Source organism: Nonomuraea pusilla, assembly GCF_900109355.1.
Lineage (GTDB): Bacteria > Actinomycetota > Actinomycetes > Streptosporangiales > Streptosporangiaceae > Nonomuraea > Nonomuraea pusilla.
Window position 1 is genome coordinate 167,295 of the sequence record NZ_FOBF01000010.1, and the last position, 24,788, is coordinate 192,082.

Here is a 24,788-nt window from a genome sequence, read left to right on the forward strand (position 1 = left end):
CCGCCTCCCTACAGCGGGGTGACGTAGGCGCCGGAGATGCCGCCGTCCACCAGGAACTCGCTGGCCGTGATGAACGAGGCGTCGTCGCTGGCGAGGAACGCGACCGCCGCCGCGATCTCGCTCGCCTCGGCGAACCGTCCGACGGGGACGTGCACCAGCCGCCGCTGGGCCCGCTCCGGGTCCTTGGCGAACAGCTCCTGCAGCAGCGGCGTGTTGACCGGCCCTGGGCAGAGCGCGTTGACCCTGATGCCCTCCCTGGCGAACTGCACGCCGAGCTCCCTCGACATGGCCAGCACGCCGCCCTTGGAGGCCGTGTACGAGATCTGCGACGTGGCCGACCCCATGACCGCCACGAACGACGCCGTGTTGACGATCGACCCCTTGCCCTGCCGGCGCATGTACGGCAGCGCGTGCTTGCAGCACAGGTAGACGCTGGTCAGGTTCACCTCCTGGACGCGCCGCCAGGCGTCGATGCCGGTCTCCAGGATGGAGTCGTCGTCGGGCGGGGAGATGCCGGCGTTGTTGAACGCGATGTCGACGCTGCCGTACGTCTCGAACGCGGTGCGGTACATCCGCTCGACGTCGGCCTCGCTCGTCACGTCGGCCTTGACGAACAGGCCGCCGACCTCGGCGGCGGCCTTGGTGCCCGCCTCCTCGTCGATGTCGACGCAGACGACCTTCGCGCCCTCCTCGGCGAACCTGCGGGCGGTGGCCAGCCCGATGCCGCTGCCCGCGCCGGTGATGACGGCGACGCGGTCCTGCAAACGCTGCATTGTCACTCCGTGTCAGTCTGTGTCGGCCTGTGTCAGTCCGTGGAGATGAAGACGTTCTTGGTCTCGGTGAACGCCGCGAGGGCGTCCGGGCCGAGTTCCCGGCCGAGGCCGGACTGCTTGAATCCGCCGAAGGGGGTCCAGTAGCGGACGGACGAGTGCGAGTTGACCGAGAGGTTGCCCGCCTCGACGGCACGGGCGACGCGCAGCGCCCTGCCGACGTCGCGCGTCCAGATCGAGCCGCTGAGCCCGTAGACGGTGTCGTTGGCGATGCGCACCGCCTCGGCCTCGTCGGCGAACGGCACCACCGACACGACCGGGCCGAAGATCTCCTCGGTGAACGCCCGGTCGGTCAGCGACGGGGTGAGCACGGTCGGCGGGAACCAGTAGCCCTTGCCCGAGGGGCAGGCCCCCTGCAGGTAGGGGGCGCCCTCGACGAAGCCGCGGACCCGGTCGAGGTGCTCGGCGCTGATCAGCGGGCCCATCTCGGTGGCCTCGTCGAGCGGGTCGCCGACCTTGACGTTCCTGACGGCCTCCGCCAGCCGCTCCATGAAGGCGTCGTACACGTCGGCCTGCACGAGGAGCCGCGACCTGGCGCAGCAGTCCTGGCCCGAGTTGTCGAAGACCGCGTACGGCGCGGTGGCGGCCGCCCTGTCGAGGTCGGCGTCGGCGAAGACGATGTTGGCGGACTTGCCGCCCAGCTCCAGCGTGACGCGCTTGACGTGCGCCGCGGCCCTGGCGGCGATCTGCTTGCCCACCTCGGTCGAGCCGGTGAAGACGATCTTGGCGACGCCGGGGTGGTCGACCAGCCTGGCGCCGGCGACCTCGCCCTCGCCGGGGAGCACCTGCAGCACGCCCTCGGGCAGGCCCGCCTCCAGCGCCAGCTCGGCCAGCCGCAGCGCCGTGAGCGGCGTCCACTCGGCCGGCTTGACGATCACCGTGTTGCCCGCGGCCAGCGCCGGCGCGACGCCCCACGTCATGACGACCATGGGGAAGTTCCACGGCACGATGACGCCCACGACGCCCAGCGGCTCCTGGAAGGTGACGTCCACGCCGCCGGGCACCGGGATCTGCTTGCCGTGGTTGCGCTCGGGCGCGCCCGCGTAGAAGTGCAGGACGTCGCGCACCGCGCCGGCCTCCCAGCGGGCGTTGCCGATGGTGTGCCCGGCGTTGTCGAGCTCCAGGCGCGCGAGCTCCTCGCCGTGCGCGTCGACCAGCTCGGCGAACCCGCGCAGCAGCCGCGCCCGGTCGCCCGGCGCGACCTCGCGCCAGCCCCGGTACGCCGCGCGGGCCCGCTCGACCGCCCGGTCCACCTCGGCGGCGTCGGCGAGCTCGACGTCGGCGATGACCTCCTCGGTCGCCGGATTAATGATCTTCATGCGACGTCACAATCTCTCGAAACCACGGAACAGCTCCCAGTCCGTCACCGCCGACTCGAAGGCGGACAGCTCCACGCGCGCGTTGTTCGCGTAGTGCTCCACCACCTCGTCGCCGAACGTCTGCCTGGCCAGCTTCGACCCCTCGAACAGGGTGAGCGCGTCGCGCAGCGTGTGCGGGACGGTCTCGGCGCCCGAGGCGTAGGCGTTGCCCTCGAAGGCGTCCTCCAGGGGCAGCTCCCTGTCGATGCCGTGCAGCCCGGCCGCGACCAGCGCCGCCACCGCCAGGTAGGGGTTGACGTCGCCGCCCGGCACCCGGTTCTCCACCCGCAGGGACTGCCCGTGGCCCACCAGCCGCAGCGAGCAGGTGCGGTTGTCCACGCCCCACTTGACCGCCGTCGGCGCGAAGCTGCCCGGCACGTACCGCTTGTACGAGTTGACGTTGGGCGCGTACAGCAGGGTCAGCTCGCGCATGCAGGCGAGCTGGCCGGCGACGAAGCGGGCGCCGAGCTCCGACAGGCCGTGCGGTCCCTGCCCGGCCATCACCGGGTCGCCGTCGAGGCCGCGCAGCGAGATGTGGATGTGGCAGGAGTTGCCCTCCCGCTGGTTGGGCTTGGCCATGAAGGTGATCGACTTGCCCTCCTGGGCGGCGATCTCCTTGGCGCCGTTCTTGTAGATCGCGTGGTTGTCGCAGGTCCTCAGCGCCTCGTCGTAGCGGAAGGCGATCTCGTGCTGGCCCAGGTTGCACTCGCCCTTGGCCGACTCGACGTACAGGCCGGCGCCCTCCATCTCGCGCCTGATGCGGCGCAGCAGCGGCTCGATCCTGGCCGTGCCGAGGAGGGAGTAGTCGACGTTGTAGAGGTTGGCGGGGGTCAGGTCGCGGTAGGCGCGCCGCCAGGCGTCCTCGTAGGTGTCCTCGTAGACGACGAACTCCAGCTCGGTGCCGACGTACGCGGCCAGGCCGCGCTCGGCGAGCCGGTCGAGCTGCCTGCGCAGGACCTGGCGGGGCGAGGCGGCGACGTCGGCGCCGTCCTCCCAGACCAGGTCGGCCATCAGCAGGGCAGTGCCCTCCTGCCAGGGGATCCGGCGCAGGGTGGACACGTCTGGACGCATGACGAAGTCGCCGTACCCGCGCTCCCAGGACGACATGGCGTAGCCGGGGACGGTGTTCATGTCGACGTCCACGGCGAGCAGGTAGTTGCAGCCCTCCGACCCGTGGGCGAGCACCTCGTCCAGGAAGAAGCGGGCCGACAGCCGCTTGCCCTGCAGGCGGCCCTGCATGTCGGCGATGGCGAGCAGCACGGTGTCGATCCGCCCGGCCGCCACCTCGTCGCGCAGCTCCTCGACCGAGAGGAGGCCCGTGCTCGCTCGCTCGTTCACGCTACGCCGCTCCGATCCGGCCCGACGCGCGCGCCAGGCCATTGATTGGGCTAGTCTCAGACCATTGAGGTGCATGCCGGGATCTGTTGTCAAGACTTCGAGGACACGTTGGACGGGACACGTTGGACGACTCCGCGCGGTTGATGACGGTGCTCAGGCCGGTACGCGCCGGCAACGCCTTCGAGGAGACCGTGGAGCGGCTGCTCCAGGCGATCAAACTGGGCGTGGTCGCGCCCGGCGAGAAGCTGCCGCCCGAGCGCGAGCTCGCGGCGCGACTCGGCATCAGCAGGGTGACCCTTCGCGAGGCCATCCGCGCCCTGCAGGACTCCGGCTACCTCGACGTGCGCAGGGGCCGCTACGGCGGCGCGTTCGTCACCTACACCCCGCCCCGCCCCGGCACCGGCAGCCTGCGCCGCATGGTGGCCGAGATGGGCGGCGACGACCTGGACGACGCGCTCACCTTCCGCCTGGCCGTCGAGTGCGGCGCGGCCCAGGTGCTGGCGGCGACCCCGCTCACCGCCGAGCAGCGCCAGGTGCTGCTGCGCCGCCTGTCGGACCTGGAGCAGGCGACGCTGGAGGACTACCGCCGCCTCGACACCGCCTTCCACCTGTCGATCGCCGAGCTGACCGGCTCCACGCTGCTCGCGACGACCTGCGCCGACGCCCGCTCGCGGGTGAGCGACCTGCTGAACGCCATCCCGATGCTCCAGGTCAACATCGACCACGCCGCCGCCCAGCACCAGGCGATCGTCGACGCCGTCCTGGCCGGCGACCCCGACGCGGCCCGGCGCGCGGTCTGCGAGCACCTGGAGGGCACCGCCGCCCTCCTGCGCGGCTTCCTGGCCTGACACCCCTACCGTCGGACGTGCAGCCGCACCACGGCGCCGGTCTCGTCGTCGCCCACCTCGCGCCTGATGCGTCCCACGATGTCCTGGTCGAGCTTCGCCACCACGGCGCCCATGTCGGTGGCGGACGGGCAGGTCAGGGCGATGCGGATGCCCTGCGGGGCCACCCGCACGCCCGCCCTGGCCAGGCCGTCCACCGACTTCAGCCCCACGCACAGCATCGCGGTGGCGGTGCCGGCGCGCACGCCGCGGCGGCCGTAGCCGAGCGCGAGCAGCAGCCAGCGCAGGCACAGCACCGCCAGCAGCGCCAGCACCAGCGCGAGCGTCCACAGCGGCCACGGGTCGCCCGACAGCGGGCGGACGACGTCCTGCGGCAGCACCTTGCCGCCGCGCGACAGGTCGAGGAGGCGGCCGTGGCCGCGTAGCCAGGCGTAGCCGCCGAGGACGAGCAGGGTCGCTCCGACCACGGCCAGCCCGATGCGGTTGCCGGCGTACTGGCGCATCACACGCCCCTCCTGCGCAGGCGGACGACGACCTCGCCGGTGCCGAGCGTGCCCACCCCGGCCAGCCGGTCGCCCACGGCGGTGCCGACCTGGCGGAGCATCGTGCCCGAGCTCTCCGGCCCGGTGACGACGGACACCTCGATGGTGCGCCTGCGCAGCCTCACCCTCGCCCGCTCGACGCCGTTCACCTGGAGCGCGGCGGCGCGCAGCGTGCGGCGCAGGCCGACGCGGGTGATGCCGATGACGATCAGCGGGTCGGACGTCTCGACGGGCACCAGCGTGCACCGCCCCGGCACGGCCGCGAGCAGCAGCAGCGCCACGCCGAGCACGGCCAGGCCCAGGCCCAGCGGGGTCACCTCCTGCCAGCCGCGCCGGCTCGCCGCCTCGACCAGATCCACGACGGGGATCCAGCCGAGCGGCCGGCCGAGCAGCGCCGACACCGTCTCGGCCGCGGTCGCGCCGAACGCCGCGGTGAGCGCGGCCGCCACGGCGGCGCCCGGCAGCGTCCTGGCCGGTCGCAACGCCCTGTTCGCCCTGCGCAGCCCGCTCTGCCGCGCGGTGACGGCGGCGGGCAGGATCTGCTGAAGCGTGGTCATCACACCGACAGACGTACATGGCGCGCCTCCTCACGGAACCGCGTCCTCGCCGCCGATTTGCCCGAACATTACGGGCCGCCGGGCAAAGATGAACCTCCCTCACCTTCATTTGCCCTATATGCCGTTACGCTGCTGGTATGGATGACCGCCTGCGGTACGACCGGGCCACCGCGGAACTCGACCCCCCGTTCGCGATCCTCGACCTGGCGGCCATGCGGGCCAACGCCGCCGACCTGGCCCGCCGCGCCGGCGGCAAACCCATCAGGGTCGCGAGCAAGTCCGTACGCAGCCGCCCCGTGCTCGAACGCGTCCTGGCGATGGACGGCTTCCGCGGCGTCATGGCGTTCACCCTGCCCGAGGCGCTGTGGCTGGTGTCCACCGGACTCACCGACGTGCTCGTGGCGTACCCGACGGCCGACCGGCGCGCGCTCGCCGAACTGGCCGGCGACCCGGCCGCCGCCCGCGAGATCACCCTCACCGTCGACGGCGCCGAGCACCTCGACCTCATCGAGGCCGCCGTCGCCGGCGTCCGCCCACGGGCCGAGATCCGCCTGTGCATGGACGTCGACGCCGGATACGTCGCCTTCGGAGGCAGGTTCAGGGCGGGCGCGCTGCGCTCGCCCGTCCGCGAGCCCGAGCAGGCCGCCGCGCTCGCCGCCGCCATCGCCGCGCGGCCCGGGTTCCGGCTGGCCGGGCTCATGGCGTACGAGGCGCAGATCGCCGGGGTCGGCGACGACCCGCCGGGCAACGCCCTCCTCGCCCGCGCCGTGCGCCTCATGCAGGCCAGGTCCGCGCGGGACCTCGTCGTCCGGCGCGGGCGCATCGTGCGGGCCGTACGCGAGGTCTGCGACCTGGAGTTCGTCAACGGCGGCGGCACCGGCTCGATCGAGCGGACCGTCCGCGAGAAGGCCGTCACCGAGGTGGCCGCCGGGTCGGGGTTCTTCCACCCCAGGCTGTTCGACTTCTACCGCCGCTTCACCGGCCGGCCCGCCGCCCTGTTCGCGCTCCCCGTGGTACGCAGGCCGGGGCCCGGCACCGTGACCGCGCTCGGCGGCGGCTACCCCGCCTCCGGCCCGGCGGGGAGCACCCGGCTGCCGCAGCCGTACCTGCCCGCCGGCCTGCGGTACGCGCCCGACGAGGGCGCGGGCGAGGTGCAGACCCCGCTGCTCGGACCGGCGGCCCACGACCTGCGGGTCGGCGACCGGGTGTGGTTCAGGCACGCCAAGGCCGGGGAGCTGTGCGAGCGCTTCGACGCCCTGCACCTCGTCGACGGCGACACGCTCGTCGAGACCGTCCCGACCTACCGGGGCGAGGGGAAGACCTTCCTGTAGCCCCGGTCGCCGCCTCGGGGGTCAGCGGCCGCGGCGGCGGCGCCTGCGCCACATCAGGATCGTCGCGCCGACCACGAGCACCGCGCCCACGCCGATGAGCACCGCCCCGAGGTCCGGCCGCTCGTCCTCCCACAGCCGGTCGGACTCGTCGCCGTACTCGACCGGGCGCGGCGTCACGCCGAGCGCGTCGCCCACCTGCGCCACGAACTCGCCCGCCCTGCTCTTGACGTCGGCCACCGTGCGCTCCGCGACCCGCTTGGGGCTCACCCGGTCGGCGATGGCGTCGACCGTGCGCGCCAACTCCGCGCGCGTCCGCGCGATCCGCCGCTCCAACTCGTCGGGATCGGTGTCAGCCATGGCTCTCCTTCCGACCGTGCTCGTGGCCGCCTGCTCGCGGGACACGCCCGCCTCACGTACCCGGGCGGGGACGGTCCACTCTGGTCGTGATCAGTCTGTCAGGTCCGCGCGCCGTACGGCACCGCGGCCGGACCGGTAGGTTGTGCTGGGAGAACTCTGGAGGGCCCATGACCGACACCAAGCTCGCGCCCGGCGACGCCGCGCCCGAGTTCACGCTGCCCGCCGCCGACGGATCGGCCGTGTCCCTGGCCGATCTCCGCGGCAAGCGGGTGATCCTCTATTTCTACCCCGCCGCCATGACCCCTGGCTGCACCAAGCAGGCGTGCGACTTCCGCGACAACCTCGGCCGTCTCACCGACGAGGGGTTCGTCGTCCTCGGCGTGTCCAAGGACAAACCGGCCAAGCTCGTCAAGTTCGCCGAGCGCGACCACCTGACCTTCCCCCTGCTGTCCGACCCCGAGCTCGCCGTCCACCAGGCGTACGGCGCGTACGGCACCAAGAAGCTCTACGGCAAGGAGGTCGTCGGCGTCATCCGCTCGACCTTCGTCATCGACCCCGACGGCAAGATCGAGCACGCGCTCTACAACGTGAAGGCCACCGGTCACGTGGCCTCGCTCACCAAGCGCCTCGGCCTGTCCTGACGCCCGCGGCGCCACCCCCGTCACGAGCCTCGGTCCCGGCGGGCCGCCGCACTCGCGCGGCGCCCGTCCGGGCGGTCTCCCTGCTCACGCAACCCCCGGCCCCGCGCGGGATCCGGGCCCGCGGACGGCGCCTCAGGACAGGCCCCCAGGCCCTGCTCGGAGCGCTAAACTGTCACAAGCCCGCCTTGCTGCGGGATGCGCGGGCGTGGCGAAATTGGCATACGCGGCAGGTTTAGGTCCTGTTGGTGGAGACACTGTGGGGGTTCGAGTCCCCCCGCCCGCACACCGGCTCCGCTTCACCCCGTCCGCGTGGGCCCGGTCCGGGGCTCCAGCGTGGGATCGAGTCCCGGCATCAGGGTGGGGTCGATCGGCGGCGCCACGGTGGGGTCGATCCCCGGCGGCGCCTCCTCGGGCACTCGCAGGCGGCAGCGCATCTCCCCCTCGGTCCGCAGGCACGCCGACGGGCCGACCAGGCTGGGCCACTGCTCCATCCGCGTGTGCTCCCAGCCCCCGTGGTCACGGTGGCCGCGACCGTCCAGGGCCGCCACCGCCGTGCCGCCGAGCACGGCGCCCGCCACCAGGCCGGCGAGTCCCGCTCCGATGATCTGCGCGTGACGCTGCCGCAGGAAGGCACGGAACGACCGGGGCTCTCCGTAGGGGTCGTGGCGATACCGGAAGATCTCGGAGTCCTCGGGGTCCTCGGGGTCCTCCGCGTCGTGGCGGTCGCGACCCGCTCGGCCGGATGCCGCCGAAGGGTGAACGTCGTCCTGCGCCCCGGCGCCCTCGCCGTACCTCAGGCCGGCGGGCTGCTCGCGGGTGTCCCGGGAGGTCGGGTCGCGCGGCACTTCCTCTTCGCCGCGCGACCCGGCTTCGCGATCATGATCAGTCATCACGATCTCCCTTTACTCGCCCCGTGGGGCGCTCCCAAGGTCAAGAATGCCCGTCTCATAGTAAAACGCGCGTAAGACCTGGGTCGTAGATGAACTTCCGACTTCAGGCGGACCAAGCGTGCCCCAACGGTTCGTATGGTGAGGGTGTGTTCGGCAGGGTGCGGGCGTGGTCCAAGCGTCACGACAGGCTGGTGGGCGTCCTGCGGGTCGGGCCGCTCGCGCTGCTGTGCTTCCTCACGGCCGCCCCGTACGGCGGCACCCCGCCGGTCGGCGACCAGTACGTCTCGCTCTGGACCTACATGGGCCTGTCGCTCGTCCTGCTGGCGCCGCTGGCCTTGCGCACCCGCCCCGTGGCCGTGTTCGCCGCCGTCGCCGCCACCAGCTTCGTCCAGTGGCTGCTGCACATGACCCCGGTCCCCGCCAACATGTCCGTGCTGATCGCGCTCTACGCCGTGGCGTCGCAGTGCGCCTTCCGCTGGGCGCTGGCCGCCTGCCTGGTCTCCGAGCTGGGCGTGTTCCTCGTCCTCGTCCACTGGAAGACCCCCACCTTCGGCATGTTCTTCAGCGGGTCGATCCTCGTCGTCACCGTCTGGCTGACCGGCCTGTACGCGAACACCCGCAGGCGCTACCTGGAGAGCTTGGAGGAACGCGCCGAACGCGCCGAACGCGAGCGCGACCAGCAGGCCAGGATGGCCGCCACCGCCGAACGCGCCAGGATCGCCAGGGAGCTGCACGACGTGGTGGCGCACAACGTCAGCGTCATGGTGGTGCAGGCCGACGGCGCGGGCTACGCCCTCGACCTGAACCCGGAGCAGGCCCGCGAGGCCGTCAAGAACATCTCCAGCACCGGCAGGGCCGCGCTCGCCGAGATGCGCAGGCTCGTCGGCGTGCTGCGCGAGAGCGAGGACGGCGCCACCGACTACACGCCGCAGCCCGGCATCCGGCAGCTCGCCGACCTGGTGCGCGGTGCCGGGGTGCCGGCGCGGCTGGAGGTCCACGGCGTCCCGCAGGACCTGCCGGAAGGCCAGCAGCTCGCGGTGTACCGCATCGTGCAGGAGGCGCTGACGAACGCGCTCAAGCACGGCGGCCCCGGCACGCACGCCCTCGTCGAGCTCCGGTACGACGGCCCCGACCTGGTCGTCCGCGTCACCGACGACGGCAGGGGCGCCTCGGCGCCGCGCAGCCCCGACGGGCACGGCCTCATCGGCATGCGCGAGCGCGCCTCCATGTACGGCGGCGCCGTCTCGGCCGCCCCGCGGGCGGGCGGCGGTTTCGAGGTCCTGGCCAGGCTGCCCCTGGCCAGAGCGGCGTAGGAGGCGGGGCCGATGATCCGGGTGATGCTGGTCGACGACCAGGAGCTGCTGCGGGCCGGGTTCAGGATGGTGCTGGGCGCCCAGCCCGACATCGAGGTCGTCGCGGAGGCCGCCGACGGCGCCGCCGCCCTGGAGGTGCTGGCCCGCACCGAGGTGGACGTCGTGCTCATGGACGTCCGCATGCCCGTCATGGACGGCGTCGAGGCGACCAGGAGGATCGACGGCCCCAAGGTGCTCATCCTGACCACGTTCGACCTCGACGAGTACGCCTTCGCCGCGGTCAAGGCCGGCGCGGCAGGGTTCCTGCTGAAGGACGTGCCGCCGTCGGACCTCGTCGAGGCGATCAGGGTGGTGCACGCCGGTGACGCGGTGGTCGCGCCCCCCACGCTGCGGCGCATGCTCGACAGGTTCGCCGCGCACCTGCCCGCCGCCGCGCCTCCCGCGCCGGGCGACCTGACGCCGCGCGAACGCGAGGTGCTGCTCATGGTGGCGCGCGGGCTGTCCAACGGGGAGATCGCCGAGCGGCTGGAGGTCGCGGAGGCGACGGTGAAGACGCACCTCGGACGGGTTCTGGCCAAACTGGGGCTGCGCGACCGCGCGCAGGCCGTCGTGTACGCGTACGAGTCGGGGCTCGTCCTGCCGTCGCATCGGCCGAATGGCTGAGCGGGGTCATCCCAGGTCCTACACGAAGTCCCTCCTCAAGGCGCAGGGTTTCCCCACATTCCGCTTCTAGCGTTGGTCACGTCGAGAAGTCGTGACAAGGAGTGAACGTGACCCTCATCGAGACACCCCGCCAAGCCCCGCCCGCCGTGGTGGCGACAGGCCTGACCAAGGTGTACGGCCAGGGCGACGCCCAGGTCCACGCCCTGCGCGGGGTGGACATCGCCTTCGAGACCGGGGCGTTCACCGCGATCATGGGCCCGTCCGGCTCCGGCAAGTCCACCCTCATGCACTGCCTCGCCGGGCTCGACACCGCCACCTCCGGCAGCGTCCACATCGGCGACGTCGAACTGACCGGGCTGGGCGACCGGCAGCTCACCCTCCTACGCCGCGAACGCATCGGCTTCATCTTCCAGTCGTTCAACCTGCTGCCGACGCTGACCGCCGAGCAGAACATCAGGCTCCCGCTGGAGATCGCCGCCCGCCAGGCCGACCAGCAGCTCTACGACCGCGTCATCGAGACCGTCGGCCTGCGTGACCGGCTCCGGCACAAGCCGTCCGAGCTGTCCGGCGGCCAGCAGCAGCGCGTCGCCGTCGCCCGCGCCCTCATCAGCAAGCCCCAGGTGATCTTCGCTGACGAGCCCACCGGCAACCTCGACTCGCGCAGCGGCGCCGAGGTGCTCGCGTTCCTGCGCACCTCCGTGCGCGAGCTCGGCCAGACCATCGTCATGGTCACCCACGACCCGGTCGCCGCCTCGTACGCCGACCGCGTCGTGTTCCTGCGCGACGGCACGCTCGTCACCGAGGTCACCGCCCCCACGCCGCAGTCCGTCCTCGACACGCTCGTGAAGCTGGAGGGCTGAGGTGCTCAAGACCACCCTGGCCGGGCTGCTCGCGCACCGGCTGCGGCTCGTGCTGACCGCGCTCGCCATCACGCTCGGCGTCGGCTTCATCGCCGGCACCTTCGTCCTGAACGACACCGTCCAGGCCGGTTTCTCCGAGCGCGTCACCGCCGACGCCGACAAGGTGACCGTCGCCGTCCTGCCCACGAAGGAAGGCGGCATCCAGGAGCGCACCCTCGAACGGGTACGCGCCGTCCCCGGCGTCACGGAGGCGTACGGGCTGGTCCGCGGCAGCGCGCCGCTGCTCGGCAAGGACGGCAAGGCCGTCGGCGACATCCCCACCACCGCGATCTCCGTCGTGACCGGCCCGCTCGACCGCACCACCATCGTGTCCGGCACCGGCCCCGGCAGCGACGACGGCGCCGCCGTGCTCGACAAGAACACCGCCAAGGCGCAGGGGTTCAAGGTCGGCGACACGATCACCGTGCTCGACCACCGCAGGACCGAGCACCGGTTCAAGCTCGTCGGCCTCTTCGACACCGGCGTCGACCAGCGGCTCAGCTACACCGGCGCGCTCGGGTTCACCACCGCCACCGCGCAGCTCATGACCGGCGAGAAGACCTACCAGGAGATCGACGTCGCCGGCACCGCCGACCCGGCCGCCCTCAAGCGGGCCGTCAAGGACGCCGTCGGCTCCGGCATGGACGTCGTGACCGGCTCCGAGCTGGCCGCCGCCCTCTCCGAAGAGGCCGGCGTCCAGATCGAGGTGATGACGACCGGCCTGCTGATGTTCGGCGCGGTCGCCATGATGGTGGCGGCGCTCGTCATCTACAACACGTTCGGCATCCTCGTCGCGCAGCGGACCAGGGAGATGGCCCTGCTGCGGTGCATCGGCGCCACCCGCCGCCAGGTGTTCGGCTCGATCGTGCTCGAATCGGCCGTCGTCGGCCTCGTCGCCTCCCTGCTCGGCCTGGCCGTCGGGTACGGGCTCGCCGCGCTCACCCTGACCGTCCTCGGCGCGCTCGACGCCCCCCTGCCCACCGACGCGCCGCTCACGCTCGCCCCCAAGACCATCGCCGCCGGGCTCGGCATCGGCCTGGTCGTCACCATGTGCGCCGCGCTGCTGCCCGCCAGGTCCGCCACCCGCGTCGCGCCCATCGCGGCGCTGCGCAGCCAGGTGGAGGAGCAGACGTTCCGCACCGGCGTGCTGCGCGCCGTCTTCGCCGCGCTGTTCCTGCTGGCCGGCGCCGCCACCACCGTGTACGCCACCGTCGCGCTCGAACCCGGCGACCAGGTCGCGCTCTTCGTCGTCATGGCAGGAGGCGCGCTGACCTTCGTCGCCGTGCTCATCCTCGGCCCCGTGCTGGTCAAGCCGCTGAGCGCGGTCATCGGCTGGCTCCCCGCCAGGCTGTTCGGCGTCCCCGGACGCCTCGCCGTCGACAACTCCGGCCGCAACCCCCGGCGCGCCGCCACCACGACCGTCGCCCTGACCATCGGCGTCACCCTCATGACGCTGATCTCGGTGCTCACCGCGTCCACCCGGCTCACCCTCACCGCCAAGCTGGACAACCAGTTCCCCGTGGACTACATGCTGTCCAGCCAGGACGGCGAGTCCAGCATCCCCCGGTCCGTGGCCGAAGGGCTGCGCAAGGCGCCCCAGTTCGGCTCGGTCCTCCAGCTCAGGGGCGTGACCGCCACCGTCTCCGGCCGCCGGTACGACGTCGGCACCTACGAAGGCGCCGACGCGAAGCCCGAGATCTCCTCCGGGTCGCTCGCCGGTTTCGCCGCCGGTCAGGCCGCCCTCGCCGACTACGCGGCCACCCAGCTCGGCGTCCGCGTCGGCGACTCCGTCACCCTCAGGACCAAACGGGCCGGGGCCGTCCCCCTGAAGGTCGTCGCCGTCCTCGTCGGCACCAACTCGTCCCTGCCGCCCGTCACCGTCCCCGCCGCCGCGCTCGACTCCTACTTCGGCCAGGTCCCCGACGCCCGCGTCATGGTCAACATCCGGGACGGGGTGGACCCCGCGCAGGCCCGCAAGATCGTCGACGCCGTCACCGACCCGTACCCCATGGTCAAGGTGGCCAGCTCGACCGACGTGCGCGGCCAGTTCGACGAGACCCTCGACATGCTCCTGATGATCATCACGGGCCTGCTGGGGCTGGCCATCCTGATCTCGCTGCTCGGCATCGCCAACACCCTGTCCCTGTCGGTGCACGAACGCACCAGGGAGTCGGCGCTGCTGCGCGCCCTCGGCCTGACCCGGCCGCAGCTACGGCGCATGCTGTCGGTCGAAGCCCTGGTGCTCGGCCTCATCGGGGCGCTCGTCGGCGTCGTACTCGGCGGCGTGTTCGGCTGGGCCGCCGTCAAGGTGATGATCACGGGAGCGGTCTTCTCGGTGCCGGTGGGGCAGATCGCACTGTTCGTGGCCCTCTCGGGAGCGGCGGGGGTCCTCGCCGCCGTCCTCCCGGCCCGCCGCGCCGCCCGCGCCTCGATCGTCACGTCCCTGGCCTCCGGCTGACGGGAAACGTCAGGAGAGGCGGGGAGCAGAACCCCCTCCCCGCCTCCCCCGCAGACCCCGAACCTCCGCCGAACCGCCTTCCACACCACGGACCAGCCCCGCGCCGCAGGCCCGAAGGCCCAGCCCACGCCGAGACGGCTTTCGCCACCACCGACCCGCCGCTGCACGCCGGCCACGCCTGCGCGACACCGGGCCCGACATCCGGTCACCGTTCACGAGGCCGCACCGGCGGCTGGCACGCACACCGAGCCAGGCCGCCACCGGCGAGGCGGCAGCCGAGGGAAGCCGCCTCGCCGGTGGCGGCCAGGCGGCAGCGGGGGGAAGCCGCAGACTCCCCGGACGGCCCGCCCCCATCGAGATGCGTCGCGCTCAGCGGGGGGTGCGGCCGGGCCAGAGCTCCGCCACGGTCTCCGGGTCGAGCATCGGGCGCGACACCACCTCGCCCGTCGCCCGGTCGATCACGATGCAGCCGCCTCCCACCGTGTCGGGCAGCACGGCCGGATCATCCGGGTCGAGCTCACGCACCCACGCCACGAACCCCTCGCTGAACCCGTACACCCCCACCGGCAGCGCCCGGTCCAGCGGGCGCACCCCGTTGAAGTACTCCTCCGCCACCGCCCGCGCCTGGTCGAGGTTCATCGCGGCAGCCCCCGGCGGTCCAGAATCACGCAGAACACCCCCGTCACCGTCTGGTAGGGCGGCTCCACCGACATGTGCCCCCGCTGGGCGTCGATCCAGATCACCTCGCCGGAGGAGTTGACGGCGTTCCAGGCGTGGGAGCCTCCGCCCGGCCACCGGACCACGATGAGCGCCGCCGCCCCGTGCCCCGCCTGCCGCAGCCTCCGCGCCAGCATCGGGTACGCGTGCCGCCCCTTCCCCGCGTACTCGAACCGCTGCCCCACCCAGCGCTCCATCCGGCCGGTGCCGCCCCTCTCCCCGCTGAGCAGCGGCCTGCCCAGCCGGTCGTACTCGGCGAACCTCGGCGCGCCCGTCACCGGCTCGCCGTGCCACGTCGACAGCACCGCGAGCGCGCAGTCCACGGCATTGGACGTGCGGAACGGGTCGTCCGCGGGACCGCAACCGTTGATCAGCCGCACCCAGGTGCCCCTGGGGTCCGGGAACCTGGCACCGGGAGGCAGCGCGGCCAGCAGGTCGTGCTCGGCCTGCGGGTCAGGCTGACCCAGCCCGCCCGGGACCCCGTACGGACGGAAGTCCACCAGCCGCGGCGGCCGGTGCGGCTGCTCGAACCAGGTGTCCCGCAGGATCAGCGACGCCACCGGGAACGGACTCCCCGGAGCCCCACCCCGATACTCGGCGAACACCCCCTCGAACTGTCCCGCCATCCCGTCGAACCCGGCTCGATCGACGCGGCCGGACCTCCCGTCACCAGCGGCGGACTCCCCGTCCCCGCGCCCGGACACGCCACGGAGCTCCGCCGACAGCCCGTCAAGGCGTCCCGGCATGCCGTCGAGCGCCCCCGAGGGCCGGTCGAGAGGCCGCGGCACCCCCTGAGGCCGACCAGGCAACCCGTCCACCGGGTACGGCGCCTCATCGAACGGACGGGCCGAGCGATCAGACCGGCGCGCCGAGCCATGAAGCCCTGAGGACGAGCCGTCAGGCGGTTCAGCCGAACCGGCATCAGAGGACGACCCGTCCAGCCACGCCGACGGCCGCCCTTCCCAACCGCTCTCGGCTGACCCTGCCTGCGCCTCAGCCCCAGAACGCCCAAGACCAGGCATGCGGTGGCCCTCGACGGGAACGTCCGTCCCGGGGAGCCCACGGCCGGGCGACGCCTCCGCTCCAGCCCCGCGACCACCGAACCCCATCTCGACCTCATGAGGCCGGTCACGGAACCCGGCCTCCGAGACGGAACCCGGCCCACCGGCCGCCGCGTTCGGAAGCCGCTCGCCCGGCTGCCCCGAGGCACCTCTGCCGAAGTCCCCCGGAACCACGCCTTCGCCCACACGGGCTGCGGAATCAGCACCGGACCCCGCCCCCACGCCGCCGGCCGGGGCGGAACCGGAGGCAGCGGACGGCGCCGGAGCGGAACCGGAGGGCGGCGGCGAAGTCAGCGCTGATCCGGAGTAGGGGGCCGGAGCTGGGCGGGAGCCTGGGCTCGTGGCCGGAGCCGGATCGGAGATCCGTACGGCAGCCGGACCCGAGACCGGCACAGCGGCGGCGGCCCCGGACCCCCAGCCCGAGCCCGGAGCCCGCGCCGGGCCCACCGTCGGATCCGCGACCCCGGGCGCCGCCGGATCAGGATCGGGGTTCCGCGTCGAAGAAGGAACCGAGGTGGACGTCGGAACAGGAACCGAGGTGGACGGCTGATTCGAGGCCGGTGCCGAGCCCGTCACCGCGGAGTGCGGAAAGGCTGGAGCCGAGGTGGAGAGGTGGGGTGCCGGGGTCGGCCGAGCACGTCCCGCATCACCGGCCGCCGCCGAAGCCACCTGCGCGGTCGGCGTCTCGCGCGAGAACCCGATCCGCTCGTCCTGCTGCCACGAGGCCTGCGAGACGCCCTCCAGATCGCCTCGCACCGCCTCCTGCCGCCCGTCCCCGGCACGCGCAGCCGAAGAATCGGCCGGTACGACCTGCGGCCACTCCGGCAACGGACGACGCAGAACGGCGTCGCGATCAGGCAGCGCCGCGGACGGGACGCTGGAACCCAGCACCTCCACCGGGAAGCCGATCGCCGCAGCATGCGACGACGTGACGGACGGCTCCTCAGAGACGTCCTCCGAGCCACCCGTCCGGCCGTCCCCACCCCACACCGGACGATCCCGTTCGGAGACGGAGGGCGTGGCACCACCCTCCGCTGTCGCCGCTCCCGCCTGAGCGTGCACGTCCGGGAACATCATCCCCTGGGCCGAGCCTGTGAACGCCGCGGGCGGAAACGGCACCGCCTCTGACGGCTGCTCCACCGACGAGGAAACCTGGGACGCCCCCGCCGACAGCAGCGACATCTCGGGGGACGACGCCGCGAAGTTCCCCGCCTGGAACGCAGACGCCTGGGACGGAAATGCCTGGGACGGAGATGCCTGGGACGCGCCCGGCAGGAGCGGGGCCGTCTCGAAGTGCCCCGCCGAGACCGACGACGACGCCTGAGACGCCCCTGCCGCCGACGGCGACACCGCGCAGGCCCCTGGCACGTATGGGGACGTCGCGGAAGGCTCCGCCGGGAACGAGGATGCCGGGGGCTGGTGCGTGGCAGGTGATGACGACGGGGTTGGAGACGACGGGGATGAGTACGCCGGGGTCAGGGACGACGACGGCCCCGCACCCTGGGACATATCGGTCTCTGACGTCATGTCGGCCGAGGTGGCCGGTCCGGTTCCTGTTCCGGCGGCGGCAGGGCCGTTCATGCCCGCGTCTCCATTAGGTGCCGTACCGGAGCCGGTGACGATGCCCTCCGTCGCCCCGAGGGCAGCCGCCGGTGCCCCTCCCGCGCCGCTCGCCGCCATCCCATCGGACGGCCCCTTGGGCGCGTCGGCACCTCGAAGCGGTGTGGCGGTGTCCCGGTTCGGCGGCGCGGGGAACCCGTAGACCGTCTGGCGATCGGCGTAGAGCGCTGCAGGATCACCAGGGCGTACGGTGCCCGGCTGTCCTGGAGCATCCGCGCCAGGAGGCAGGTGAGCCGTCCCATCGCCCGGCCGGACGGACGGCGAGGCCGTCAGGTGCCCGGCCGTCTCCGGAAGCCCGGCGGCGCGGTACACGGCTGAAGCCGAGGCGTCGCCTGGATGTCCGTCGGCAGACGCGGATGCCATCGAGGACGAGACGGGAGCCGTGCCGGGAACCAGGTGCGGGCCATCGTGAGGCGCGCCCGAAGGAGAGCTGGTGGCAGGTGCTTGGCACCCCGAGCCCGCAGGAGCCGCAGGAGCCGCCAGGTGAGCCGACAACGACGACATGTCGGGCGCGGCCCCTGGGACGGGAGGCGCCGCCGCGCCATCCGGCAGAGGCGCCGTCTCGGACGTGGACGTCTTCCGCGAAGCGGACCCAGCGGCACTCGCAGCCGGAAACGCCGCAGCGGTTGCGGAGGTCTCCACGTACGCCGTGGGAGCGGCGGCGAACGGCGCGGAAGGAGCGGACGCACTCGACGACGGAGACGACACGGAGACAGAGAACGGCGCGGAAGGAGCAGACGGCGCGGAAGAGGACGAAGGTGCAGAGGGGCACGAAGGTGCAGAGAGGGACGAAGGTGCGGAGAGGGACGAATGTGCGAAAGGCGGAGACGGTGTGAAGACGGAGGCCGAGGCCGCTGAAATGCCTCCCGCCCGGGGGCTGGGAGCACCTTCCGCGCGGGGGCTGGGAGCACCTTCCGCGCGGGGGCTGGGAGCGCCTTCCGCGCGGGGATAGGGAGCGCCTTCCGACGTGACCAGCAAGCCGCCAACCTGGGTACCGGGAGCAGTTACAGCCGTGCTGCCTGGAGACCCTTCCGTTGGGATGCCAACAGAGTTTTCCGCCTGGGCTGGCGGGGAGGCTTCCAAGACACCATGCGCCGGGGCACCGCCCCGAGCACGGCCGACTGCCTCAGCACTTCCAACTGGCCGAGCACGATCGATTTGCTCAGCACCCCCGACACGCTGAGCCTGGCCAATTACCTCAGCACCCTCGACACGCTGAGCATGGCCAATTACCTCAGCACCTCCGACACGCTGAGCATGGCCAATTACCTCAGCACCTCCGACACAGTGAGCACGCCCGACTGCCTCAACACGTCCGACACGCTCAGCACGATCGATTGCCTCAGGAACCCCGACACGCTGAGCGTGGCCGACTGCCTCAGCACCCCCGAAACCCTCGGCATGACCGGCTGCCTCAGCACCCCCGAGACGCTCAGCATGACCGGCTGCCTCAGCACCCCCGAAACGCTCAGCGCGGTCGATCGTCTGAGCGCCTTCGGCTCGTTGAGCGCGCTCGGCTTCCTGAGATGCTTCGGATGGCTGGGCACTTTCGGTGGCGGCTTCGACTGGCTGTGCGCCTTCGGCGGTCCGAGGGGTGTGGACCGTCTCAGCGCGGTGGACCGTCTCAACGCGGTGGACCGTCTCTGCGCGGTGGATCGTCTCTGCGTGGTGGATCAGCTGCGCGCTGTGGATTGCTTGCGTTGTTTCGGCATGCCCTGCTGCCTGCGCTGGATGAACGTGGGGGGATGTCGGCCCGGCTTGAGCAGCGGGCGTACCTGCAGTCGGCGGAGAGGTCGGCTGAGGCGTCGCCTGAGCCCAGGTGGGTGGGGAGGCTGGCGGAGGGCCCGTTGTGGTGTCCAGTGCGGCGTGTCGGATTGGCGTGGGCGTGGTAGGAGGCGCCTCCGCCGTCCCGGTTGCCGGAGGCGCCACGAGCGGCTGACCTCCTGGAAGAGCCGGATGAGGCACCCCGCCCGGCTGGCTCCCTGAAGGAGTCGCGGCAGGCGCCCCAGCTCTCTGGGCGCCGGAAGCCTCCGCGAGAGGCGTCCTCGCGGGTTCCGTTCTCGACGTCGGGTGGGCGGGCTCGGTCTCGCCGGCCGGCGAAGCGGCAGGGTTGGGCGAGGGTTCCGGGAGCGGCGTTGCCGGCGCAGCGGGGGGACTTCCCGGGTGGCGGGGTGGTGCCAGCCGGCGGCTCGGATCAACGTCGTCGGCCCAAGGCTGCGGTGTCACAGCTTCCCTGGCCGGCCCTGTCGCTACTGCCCCAGCGGACGGCGTCGCTGCCTCCCGAGCAGGCAGTGTCGCTGCTGTCCCGGCGGACGGTGTCGCGGCCTCCCCCGCGGGTGCTGTCGCTGCTATCCCGGCGGACGGCGTCGCGGCCTCCCGAGCAGGCAGTGTCGCTGCTGTCCCGGCGGGCGGTGTCGCTGTCTCCCTGGCAGGCGGTGTCGCTGCTGTCCCGGCGGACGGTGTCGCGGCCTCCCTCGCGGGTGCTGTCGCTGCTGTCCCGGCGGGCGGCGTCGCGGCCTCCCTCGCGGGTGCTGTCGTTGCTGTCCCGGCGGACGGCGTCGCGGCCTCCCTCGCGGGTGCTGTCGCTGCTGGTCCGGTGGGCTGGGTGGTGGAGGTGGGGGCGGGGGGTTCCGGGGAGGTGGTGCCGTCGTGGGTGGGTGGTGCGGTGGGGTCGGCGGCAGGCGTGGGGGCGTGGGCGGCCTGCTCGTAGTCGAGCCAGCGCACCCCTTCTCCGACCTCCGGGTTGTACCGCCCTTCCTGAAGGACCCGCCGGACGTCCTGCTTGCGGTCGCGGTACACGTCCTGCCTCCTGTCATGCTCGACGACCGATCGTAGAGGGGCGGGCGTGGCCGGCGGGGTGAAGTCGGCAAGATTCGCGGCGACGTCTAAGCCCCGTACCTGCACAAACAGGGGTCAAGCCACCTCGACGGTGATGGTGTGCCAGCCGGTCGCGCCGTCCGGCATGGGCGGCGCCTCCTGCTCGGTCTGGGTACGTCCGGCGGCGTCCGTGGCGCGGACCTGGAGGGTGTGCCGGCCCGGGGTGGCGTCCCAGTCGAGGGCCCACTGGCGCCAGGTGTCGGGGCCGGGCACCTCGGCGAGGCGCGCCTGACGCCACTCGCCGCCGTCCACGCGTACCTCGACCGCCGCGACGCCGGTGTGCTGGGCCCAGGCGACGCCTGCGACGGTTACGCGTCCCGCCTTGAGCGACGCGCCCGCCCTGGGCAGGTCGATCCGGGACTCCGTCTTGATCGGGGCCTTGGCGGCCCAGCCCCGAGGCGTCCAGTACGCCTGGTCCGTGTCGAACCTGGTGACCTTGATGTCCACCACCCACTTGGTGGCGGAGACGTACCCATACAGACCGGGCACGACCTGCCGCACGGGGAAGCCGTGTTCGAGGGGCAGCGGCTCGCCGTTCATGGCCACGGCGAACAGGGCGTCGCGGCCGTCCATGACGACGTCCACGGGGGTGCCGCAGGTGAAGCCGTCGGCGGACGTGGACAGCAGCATGTCGGCGTCGGAGCGGAGCCCGGCCCGGCGGAGCAGGTCGGCCATGCGTACGCCGAGCCAGCGCGCGTTGCCGACCAGCGGACCGCCGACGTCGTTGGAGACGCAGGTGAGCGTGACGTCGGCCTCGGTGAGCGGCATGCGGAGCAGGTCGGCGTACGTGATCTCGACGGGGCGGTCCACCAGGCCGTGGACGCGCAGGGTCCAGGCGCGGGGATCGACCTGGGGGACGACGATCGCGGTGTCCACCCTGTAGAAGTCCTGATTTTTCGTGATGAAGGGGGTAAGGCCGTTGATCCTGAAGTCTGCCCCCTTCGGCAGCGGTTTGGCGGGCGTGGCGGGAGCGGGCAGCGCCACCCTGCCCCGCGCCGAGTTCACCGCCTGCCGCCCGGCCAGTTCCCGCCCGAGCAGCGCGGCCGCCCCCGCCACCACGATGCCTCCCGCGGCGCCGGTCAGCAGCCGCCTCCTGTCGAACGCCCGCAGGTCCTCCCCCACGCGCATGACCGCAGGCCGCTCCGGCTCCCCCGCGCGACCCGGCTCGCCCGCGCGCGGCGCGCCCTCCTCGCCGCCACGCCCCGCCCACGCTTCCCGCTCCTCCGCGCGACCCGGCTCCCCCGGGTGTGGAGCGCCCTCGCCACGTCCCGACGCCTCCCGGGTGTCCCGCTCCGGCGGGCCGGCCGTCCCTTCAGGAGGGGTGGAGCGCTCCGGCAGGCCCGTGGCCGCGCGGGGCGCGAGGGGGAGGGAGCGGCGTAGCAGCCAGGTCAGGGTCAGGGCGCCGGCGGTCAGGCCGAGCACGGTCGGCAGCACCCCCGCCGCCTGCGCGTCCGGCCTGGTCAGCACCGCCAGCACGCCCACCGCCGCGAGCACCGCCATGCCGGCGATCCCGTACGCGAGCCTGCGCAGCGCGAGTACGCCGATCAGCGCGGCGGCCAGGCCGAGCACGACGAACACCCCGCCGACGAGCACGGTCTTGTCGTTCGCCCCGAAGGTGCTGATCGCGAACTCCTTCACGGGCGCGGGCGACAGGTCCACGACGGCGTCGCCCACGGCCACGACGGGGAACGTCCCCTGGCCGGTCAGCGGGACGGCGAGCTGCGCGACGCCGAGGGCGACGGCACCCGCGACCAGCCCGGCCAGCGCCCCCGCCCACAGGGGCGCCTTCTTGAGTTTCTGCACGTTACGACGGTACGCCGCCGCACTTCGCGGGGTTCTTACGCGGTGGTTACGACCCGCTCAGGCCATCGCCTCAGGAGGCGAGCATCTCCCGTACGAGGGGCGCCAGCGCGCGGAAGGCGCGGCCGCGGTGGCTGATGGCGTCCTTCTCCTCGGGCGACAGCTCGGCCGTGGTGCGGGTCTCGCCCTCGGGCACGAAGACCGGGTCGTAGCCGAAGCCGCCCGTGCCGCGCGGCGTGGTGATGATGCGGCCGTTCAGCACGCCCTCGACCACGGATGACGCGCCGGACGGCAGCGCGAGCGCGGCGGCGCACGCGAAGTACCCGGTGAGCTTGTCGGCGGGGACGTCGGAGATCTGCGCGAGCAGCAGGTCGAGGTTGGCCTTGTCGTCGCCGTGCCGGCCGGACCAGCGGGCGGAGAAGACGCCGGGCATACCGTTGAGGACGTCGACGCACAGCCCGGAGTCGTCGGCGACGGCGGGCAGACCGGACTGCTCGGCCACGGCCCGCGCCTTGAGCAGGGCGTTCTCCTCGAAGGTGACGCCGGTCTCGGCGACCTCGCCGATGGAGGGGAACTCCTCCAGCCCCACGATGTCGAACCCGGTCAGGATGCGCCGCAGCTCGGCGATCTTGCCCGCGTTCCGCGTGGCCAGCACGATCTTCATACGCCCAGCGCCTCCTGCTGGATCAGGGTCAGCTCCTCGCAGCCGCCGACGGCCAGGTCGAGGAGCTTGTCGAGCAGGCCGCGGTCGAAGGGGGCGCCCTCGGCCGTGCCCTGGACCTCGACGAAGCTGCCTTCGCCGGTCATCACCACGTTCATGTCGGTCTCGGCGGCGACGTCCTCGGTGTAGCAGAGGTCGAGCATCGGCACGGAGCCGACGACGCCGACGGAGACGGCGGCGACCGAGCCTATCAGGGGGTCTCCCGGGCACATCCGGCGCTCCCGCATCCAGGCGACGGCGTCGGCGAGGGCGACGTAGGCGCCGGTGATGGCGGCCGTCCTGGTGCCGCCGTCGGCCTGGAGCACGTCGCAGTCGAGCACGACGGAGTTCTCGCCCAGGGCCTTGTAGTCGACGCAGGCGCGCAGCGACCGCCCGATGAGCCGGGAGATCTCGTGCGTGCGCCCGCCGATCTTGCCTCGGACGGATTCGCGGTCGTTGCGGGTGTTGGTGGCCCGCGGCAGCATCGCGTACTCGGCGGTGACCCAGCCCTGGCCGCTGCCGCGGCGCCAGCGGGGCACGCTGTCCTGGACGGAGGCCGCGCACAGCACCCGGGTGCCGCCGAACTCGACCAGCACCGAGCCCTCAGCGTGCGCCAGCCAGTTGCGGGTGATCGTAATGGGGCGCAGTTGATCGGGGTTGCGGCCATCCTGTCGGGACATGCAGATCACCCTATCTCCGGCCCGTAACACTCTTGACCAAATGTGTCCGACACATAGATCCTTACGCAATGACAACGGGGGTGTTGCGGAACCCTGACTTCGTCCGCTTCATCGGTTCGCACGTCGCGAACGAACTCGGAGCGAATATCTCGCGCGTCGCCCTCCCGCTCGTCGCCGTGCTGGTGCTGCACGCCGGTCCGGCCGAGGTGGGACTCCTGACGGCGCTCCAGACCGCCGCCCTCCTGGTGATCGGCCTGCCCGCGGGGGTGTGGGTCGACAGGCTGCGCAGGCGGCACGTCATGATGGCCAGCGACCTGACCAGGTGCGTGCTGCTGGCCGGCATCCCGCTGGCGGCCCAGTTCGGCCTGCTGTCGATCGGCATGATGTACGCGGTGGCCCTGCTCGTGGGCATGGCCCAGGTGTTCAACGACGTGGCCGACCAGACGTACCTGCCTGACCTGGTCGCGACGGAGCAGCTCAGCGACGGCAACGCCAAGCTGGAGATCGTCCGTTCCGGCGCCTTCATGGCGGGGCCCGGCGTGGGCGGCGTGCTCGTGCAGACGATCACGGCGCCGTTCACGATCCTGATGACGGCGCTCGGCGCGTTCGCCTCCGTGCTCCTCCTCGGCTCGATCAGGGCGCCCGACAAGCCGCCCGCGCACAGCGAGCCGCGCCCCTTGCTGCACGACATCGGCGAGGGCCTGGCCCACGTCTGGCGCGACCGGCTGCTGCGCGCGTTCGCGTTCTCCTCGGCGGGCACGAACCTGTGCGTCAGCGCGGTGGTCGGCCTGTCGGTGCTGTTCCTGTCGGACGTGGTGCGGCTGCCGCCGACCGCGATCGGCATCCTGCTCATGTCAGGCGGCGTCGGCGGCCTGGTGGGCGGCTTCTCCGGCGCCTGGCTGGCACGCAGGTACGGCTCCGCCCGCATGACCTGGCTGGGCTTCTTCGCGGCCTCGCCGTTCGGCCTGCTGTTACCGATGACGCAGGCCGACTGGCGGGTGTCGTTCTTCGCCATCACCTCGATGGCGCTGTCGTGGGGCGCGGTGCTGTCGAACATCGGCCAGGCCACCTACCGCCAGAGCACCACCCCCCAGCACATGCTGGGCAGGGTGAACGCCTCGGTCAGGTTCCTGGTCTGGGGGACGATGCCGCTGGGCGCGCTCCTCGGCGGCCTCGTCGCCCAGCAGATCGGCGTGCGTCAGGCGTTATGGGTGTTCATGATCGGACGGCTGCTGTCGGCCGTGCCGCTGCTGTTCTCGCCGCTGCCTCGCATGCGCGACTTCAGCGAGCTCCGTACCAGGTCCTAGAACG

At 72.6% G+C, this 24,788-nt stretch carries 22 protein-coding genes and 1 tRNA gene; 11 read left to right on the top strand and 12 right to left on the bottom strand.

What is annotated here, in order from left to right:
- Positions 1–8: 8 nt before the first annotated feature.
- Genes BMX74_RS21970 through BMX74_RS21980 form a run of 3 tightly spaced genes read right to left on the bottom strand, consistent with a single transcriptional unit; the run spans position 9 to position 3,526 of the window.
- The gene (locus BMX74_RS21970; RefSeq protein ID WP_055507114.1) at positions 9–773 is read right to left on the bottom strand and encodes a 3-oxoacyl-ACP reductase; all 765 of its coding nucleotides are present in this window, start codon (positions 771–773) and stop codon (positions 9–11) included.
- Between the two features lie 32 nt (positions 774–805).
- Positions 806–2,149, bottom strand: a complete 1,344-nt coding sequence (locus BMX74_RS21975; RefSeq protein ID WP_055507111.1) for an aldehyde dehydrogenase family protein — start codon at positions 2,147–2,149, stop codon at positions 806–808.
- 6 nt (positions 2,150–2,155) lie between these two features.
- A complete protein-coding gene (locus BMX74_RS21980) occupies positions 2,156–3,526 on the bottom strand; it encodes a glutamine synthetase family protein (protein ID WP_055507110.1) in 1,371 nt (456 codons plus the stop codon).
- A 143-nt stretch (positions 3,527–3,669) separates the two neighbouring features.
- On the opposite strand from BMX74_RS21980, the gene BMX74_RS21985 reads away from it, so the two are divergent.
- On the top strand, positions 3,670–4,374 hold the full coding sequence (locus BMX74_RS21985; protein WP_055507108.1) for a FadR/GntR family transcriptional regulator: 705 nt from the start codon (positions 3,670–3,672) through the stop codon (positions 4,372–4,374).
- Positions 4,375–4,379: 5 nt separating this feature from the next.
- Here the strand turns inward: BMX74_RS21985 and BMX74_RS21990 are convergent, their stop codons facing one another.
- On the bottom strand, positions 4,380–4,877 hold the full coding sequence (locus BMX74_RS21990) for a hypothetical protein (protein WP_055507106.1): 498 nt from the start codon (positions 4,875–4,877) through the stop codon (positions 4,380–4,382).
- On the bottom strand, positions 4,874–5,470 hold the full coding sequence (locus BMX74_RS21995) for a DUF6286 domain-containing protein (RefSeq protein ID WP_055507103.1): 597 nt from the start codon (positions 5,468–5,470) through the stop codon (positions 4,874–4,876). Before BMX74_RS21995 ends, BMX74_RS21990 begins: the two co-directional genes overlap by 4 nt.
- A gap of 137 nt (positions 5,471–5,607) precedes the next feature.
- Here BMX74_RS21995 and BMX74_RS22000 point away from each other — a divergent pair, with 137 nt between their 5' ends.
- Positions 5,608–6,801 (top strand): amino acid deaminase/aldolase, encoded by a 1,194-nt coding sequence (locus tag BMX74_RS22000; protein WP_091102448.1) that lies wholly within the window; start codon positions 5,608–5,610, stop codon positions 6,799–6,801.
- A 21-nt stretch (positions 6,802–6,822) separates the two neighbouring features.
- Here BMX74_RS22000 and BMX74_RS22005 read toward each other — a convergent pair whose 3' ends face one another.
- Entirely contained in the window at positions 6,823–7,158 is a 336-nt protein-coding gene (locus tag BMX74_RS22005; protein WP_055507099.1) for a DUF3618 domain-containing protein, read from the bottom strand.
- A 167-nt stretch (positions 7,159–7,325) separates the two neighbouring features.
- Here BMX74_RS22005 and bcp point away from each other — a divergent pair, with 167 nt between their 5' ends.
- Both bcp and BMX74_RS22015 read left to right on the top strand, forming a co-directional pair.
- Positions 7,326–7,799, top strand: a complete 474-nt coding sequence (gene bcp, locus BMX74_RS22010; RefSeq protein ID WP_055507097.1) for a thioredoxin-dependent thiol peroxidase — start codon at positions 7,326–7,328, stop codon at positions 7,797–7,799.
- A 199-nt stretch (positions 7,800–7,998) separates the two neighbouring features.
- A tRNA-Leu gene (locus tag BMX74_RS22015) sits at positions 7,999–8,082 on the top strand.
- Positions 8,083–8,095: 13 nt separating this feature from the next.
- Here BMX74_RS22015 and BMX74_RS44260 read toward each other — a convergent pair.
- Complete coding sequence (locus tag BMX74_RS44260; protein WP_091102450.1) at positions 8,096–8,689, bottom strand: hypothetical protein; 594 nt, start codon at positions 8,687–8,689, stop codon at positions 8,096–8,098.
- A 146-nt stretch (positions 8,690–8,835) separates the two neighbouring features.
- On the opposite strand from BMX74_RS44260, the gene BMX74_RS22025 reads away from it, so the two are divergent.
- The 4 genes from BMX74_RS22025 (at position 8,836) to BMX74_RS22040 (ending at position 14,022) form a co-directional block, all read left to right on the top strand.
- The gene (locus BMX74_RS22025; protein WP_055507093.1) at positions 8,836–10,002 is read left to right on the top strand and encodes a sensor histidine kinase; all 1,167 of its coding nucleotides are present in this window, start codon (positions 8,836–8,838) and stop codon (positions 10,000–10,002) included.
- 12 nt (positions 10,003–10,014) lie between these two features.
- Entirely contained in the window at positions 10,015–10,665 is a 651-nt protein-coding gene (locus tag BMX74_RS22030) for a response regulator transcription factor (protein WP_055507091.1), read from the top strand.
- A gap of 107 nt (positions 10,666–10,772) precedes the next feature.
- A complete protein-coding gene (locus tag BMX74_RS22035) occupies positions 10,773–11,525 on the top strand; it encodes an ABC transporter ATP-binding protein (protein WP_236715032.1) in 753 nt (250 codons plus the stop codon).
- A 1-nt stretch (position 11,526) separates the two neighbouring features.
- Positions 11,527–14,022 carry an ABC transporter permease gene (locus tag BMX74_RS22040; protein ID WP_091102453.1) on the top strand — a complete coding sequence of 832 codons (2,496 nt, stop codon included), beginning with the start codon at positions 11,527–11,529 and terminating at the stop codon, positions 14,020–14,022.
- Between the two features lie 369 nt (positions 14,023–14,391).
- On the opposite strand, the gene BMX74_RS22045 is transcribed toward BMX74_RS22040, so the two are convergent.
- Positions 14,392–14,661, bottom strand: a complete 270-nt coding sequence (locus BMX74_RS22045) for a hypothetical protein (protein WP_055507085.1) — start codon at positions 14,659–14,661, stop codon at positions 14,392–14,394.
- Positions 14,658–15,299 carry a toxin glutamine deamidase domain-containing protein gene (locus BMX74_RS22050; protein ID WP_236715031.1) on the bottom strand — a complete coding sequence of 214 codons (642 nt, stop codon included), beginning with the start codon at positions 15,297–15,299 and terminating at the stop codon, positions 14,658–14,660. Before BMX74_RS22050 ends, BMX74_RS22045 begins: the two co-directional genes overlap by 4 nt.
- A gap of 1,594 nt (positions 15,300–16,893) precedes the next feature.
- On the opposite strand from BMX74_RS22050, the gene BMX74_RS44265 reads away from it, so the two are divergent.
- The gene (locus BMX74_RS44265; RefSeq protein WP_055507083.1) at positions 16,894–17,124 is read left to right on the top strand and encodes a hypothetical protein; all 231 of its coding nucleotides are present in this window, start codon (positions 16,894–16,896) and stop codon (positions 17,122–17,124) included.
- Positions 17,125–18,509: 1,385 nt separating this feature from the next.
- Positions 18,510–19,406, top strand: coding sequence for a hypothetical protein (locus BMX74_RS43185; RefSeq protein WP_143078720.1), 897 nt, complete (start codon positions 18,510–18,512; stop codon positions 19,404–19,406).
- A gap of 927 nt (positions 19,407–20,333) precedes the next feature.
- Here BMX74_RS43185 and BMX74_RS22070 read toward each other — a convergent pair.
- The 3 genes from BMX74_RS22070 to rph form a co-directional block, all read right to left on the bottom strand.
- Complete coding sequence (locus tag BMX74_RS22070) at positions 20,334–22,100, bottom strand: molybdopterin-dependent oxidoreductase (protein ID WP_256257083.1); 1,767 nt, start codon at positions 22,098–22,100, stop codon at positions 20,334–20,336.
- A 70-nt stretch (positions 22,101–22,170) separates the two neighbouring features.
- Positions 22,171–22,761, bottom strand: a complete 591-nt coding sequence (rdgB, locus tag BMX74_RS22075) for an RdgB/HAM1 family non-canonical purine NTP pyrophosphatase (protein WP_055507077.1) — start codon at positions 22,759–22,761, stop codon at positions 22,171–22,173.
- On the bottom strand, positions 22,758–23,477 hold the full coding sequence (rph, locus tag BMX74_RS22080) for a ribonuclease PH (RefSeq protein WP_055507529.1): 720 nt from the start codon (positions 23,475–23,477) through the stop codon (positions 22,758–22,760). The genes rdgB and rph overlap by 4 nt, the downstream gene beginning before the upstream one ends.
- A 68-nt stretch (positions 23,478–23,545) precedes the next feature.
- Between rph and BMX74_RS22085 the strand changes: the two genes are divergently transcribed.
- Positions 23,546–24,784, top strand: coding sequence for an MFS transporter (locus BMX74_RS22085; RefSeq protein ID WP_055507075.1), 1,239 nt, complete (start codon positions 23,546–23,548; stop codon positions 24,782–24,784).
- Positions 24,785–24,788 lie beyond the last annotated feature (4 nt).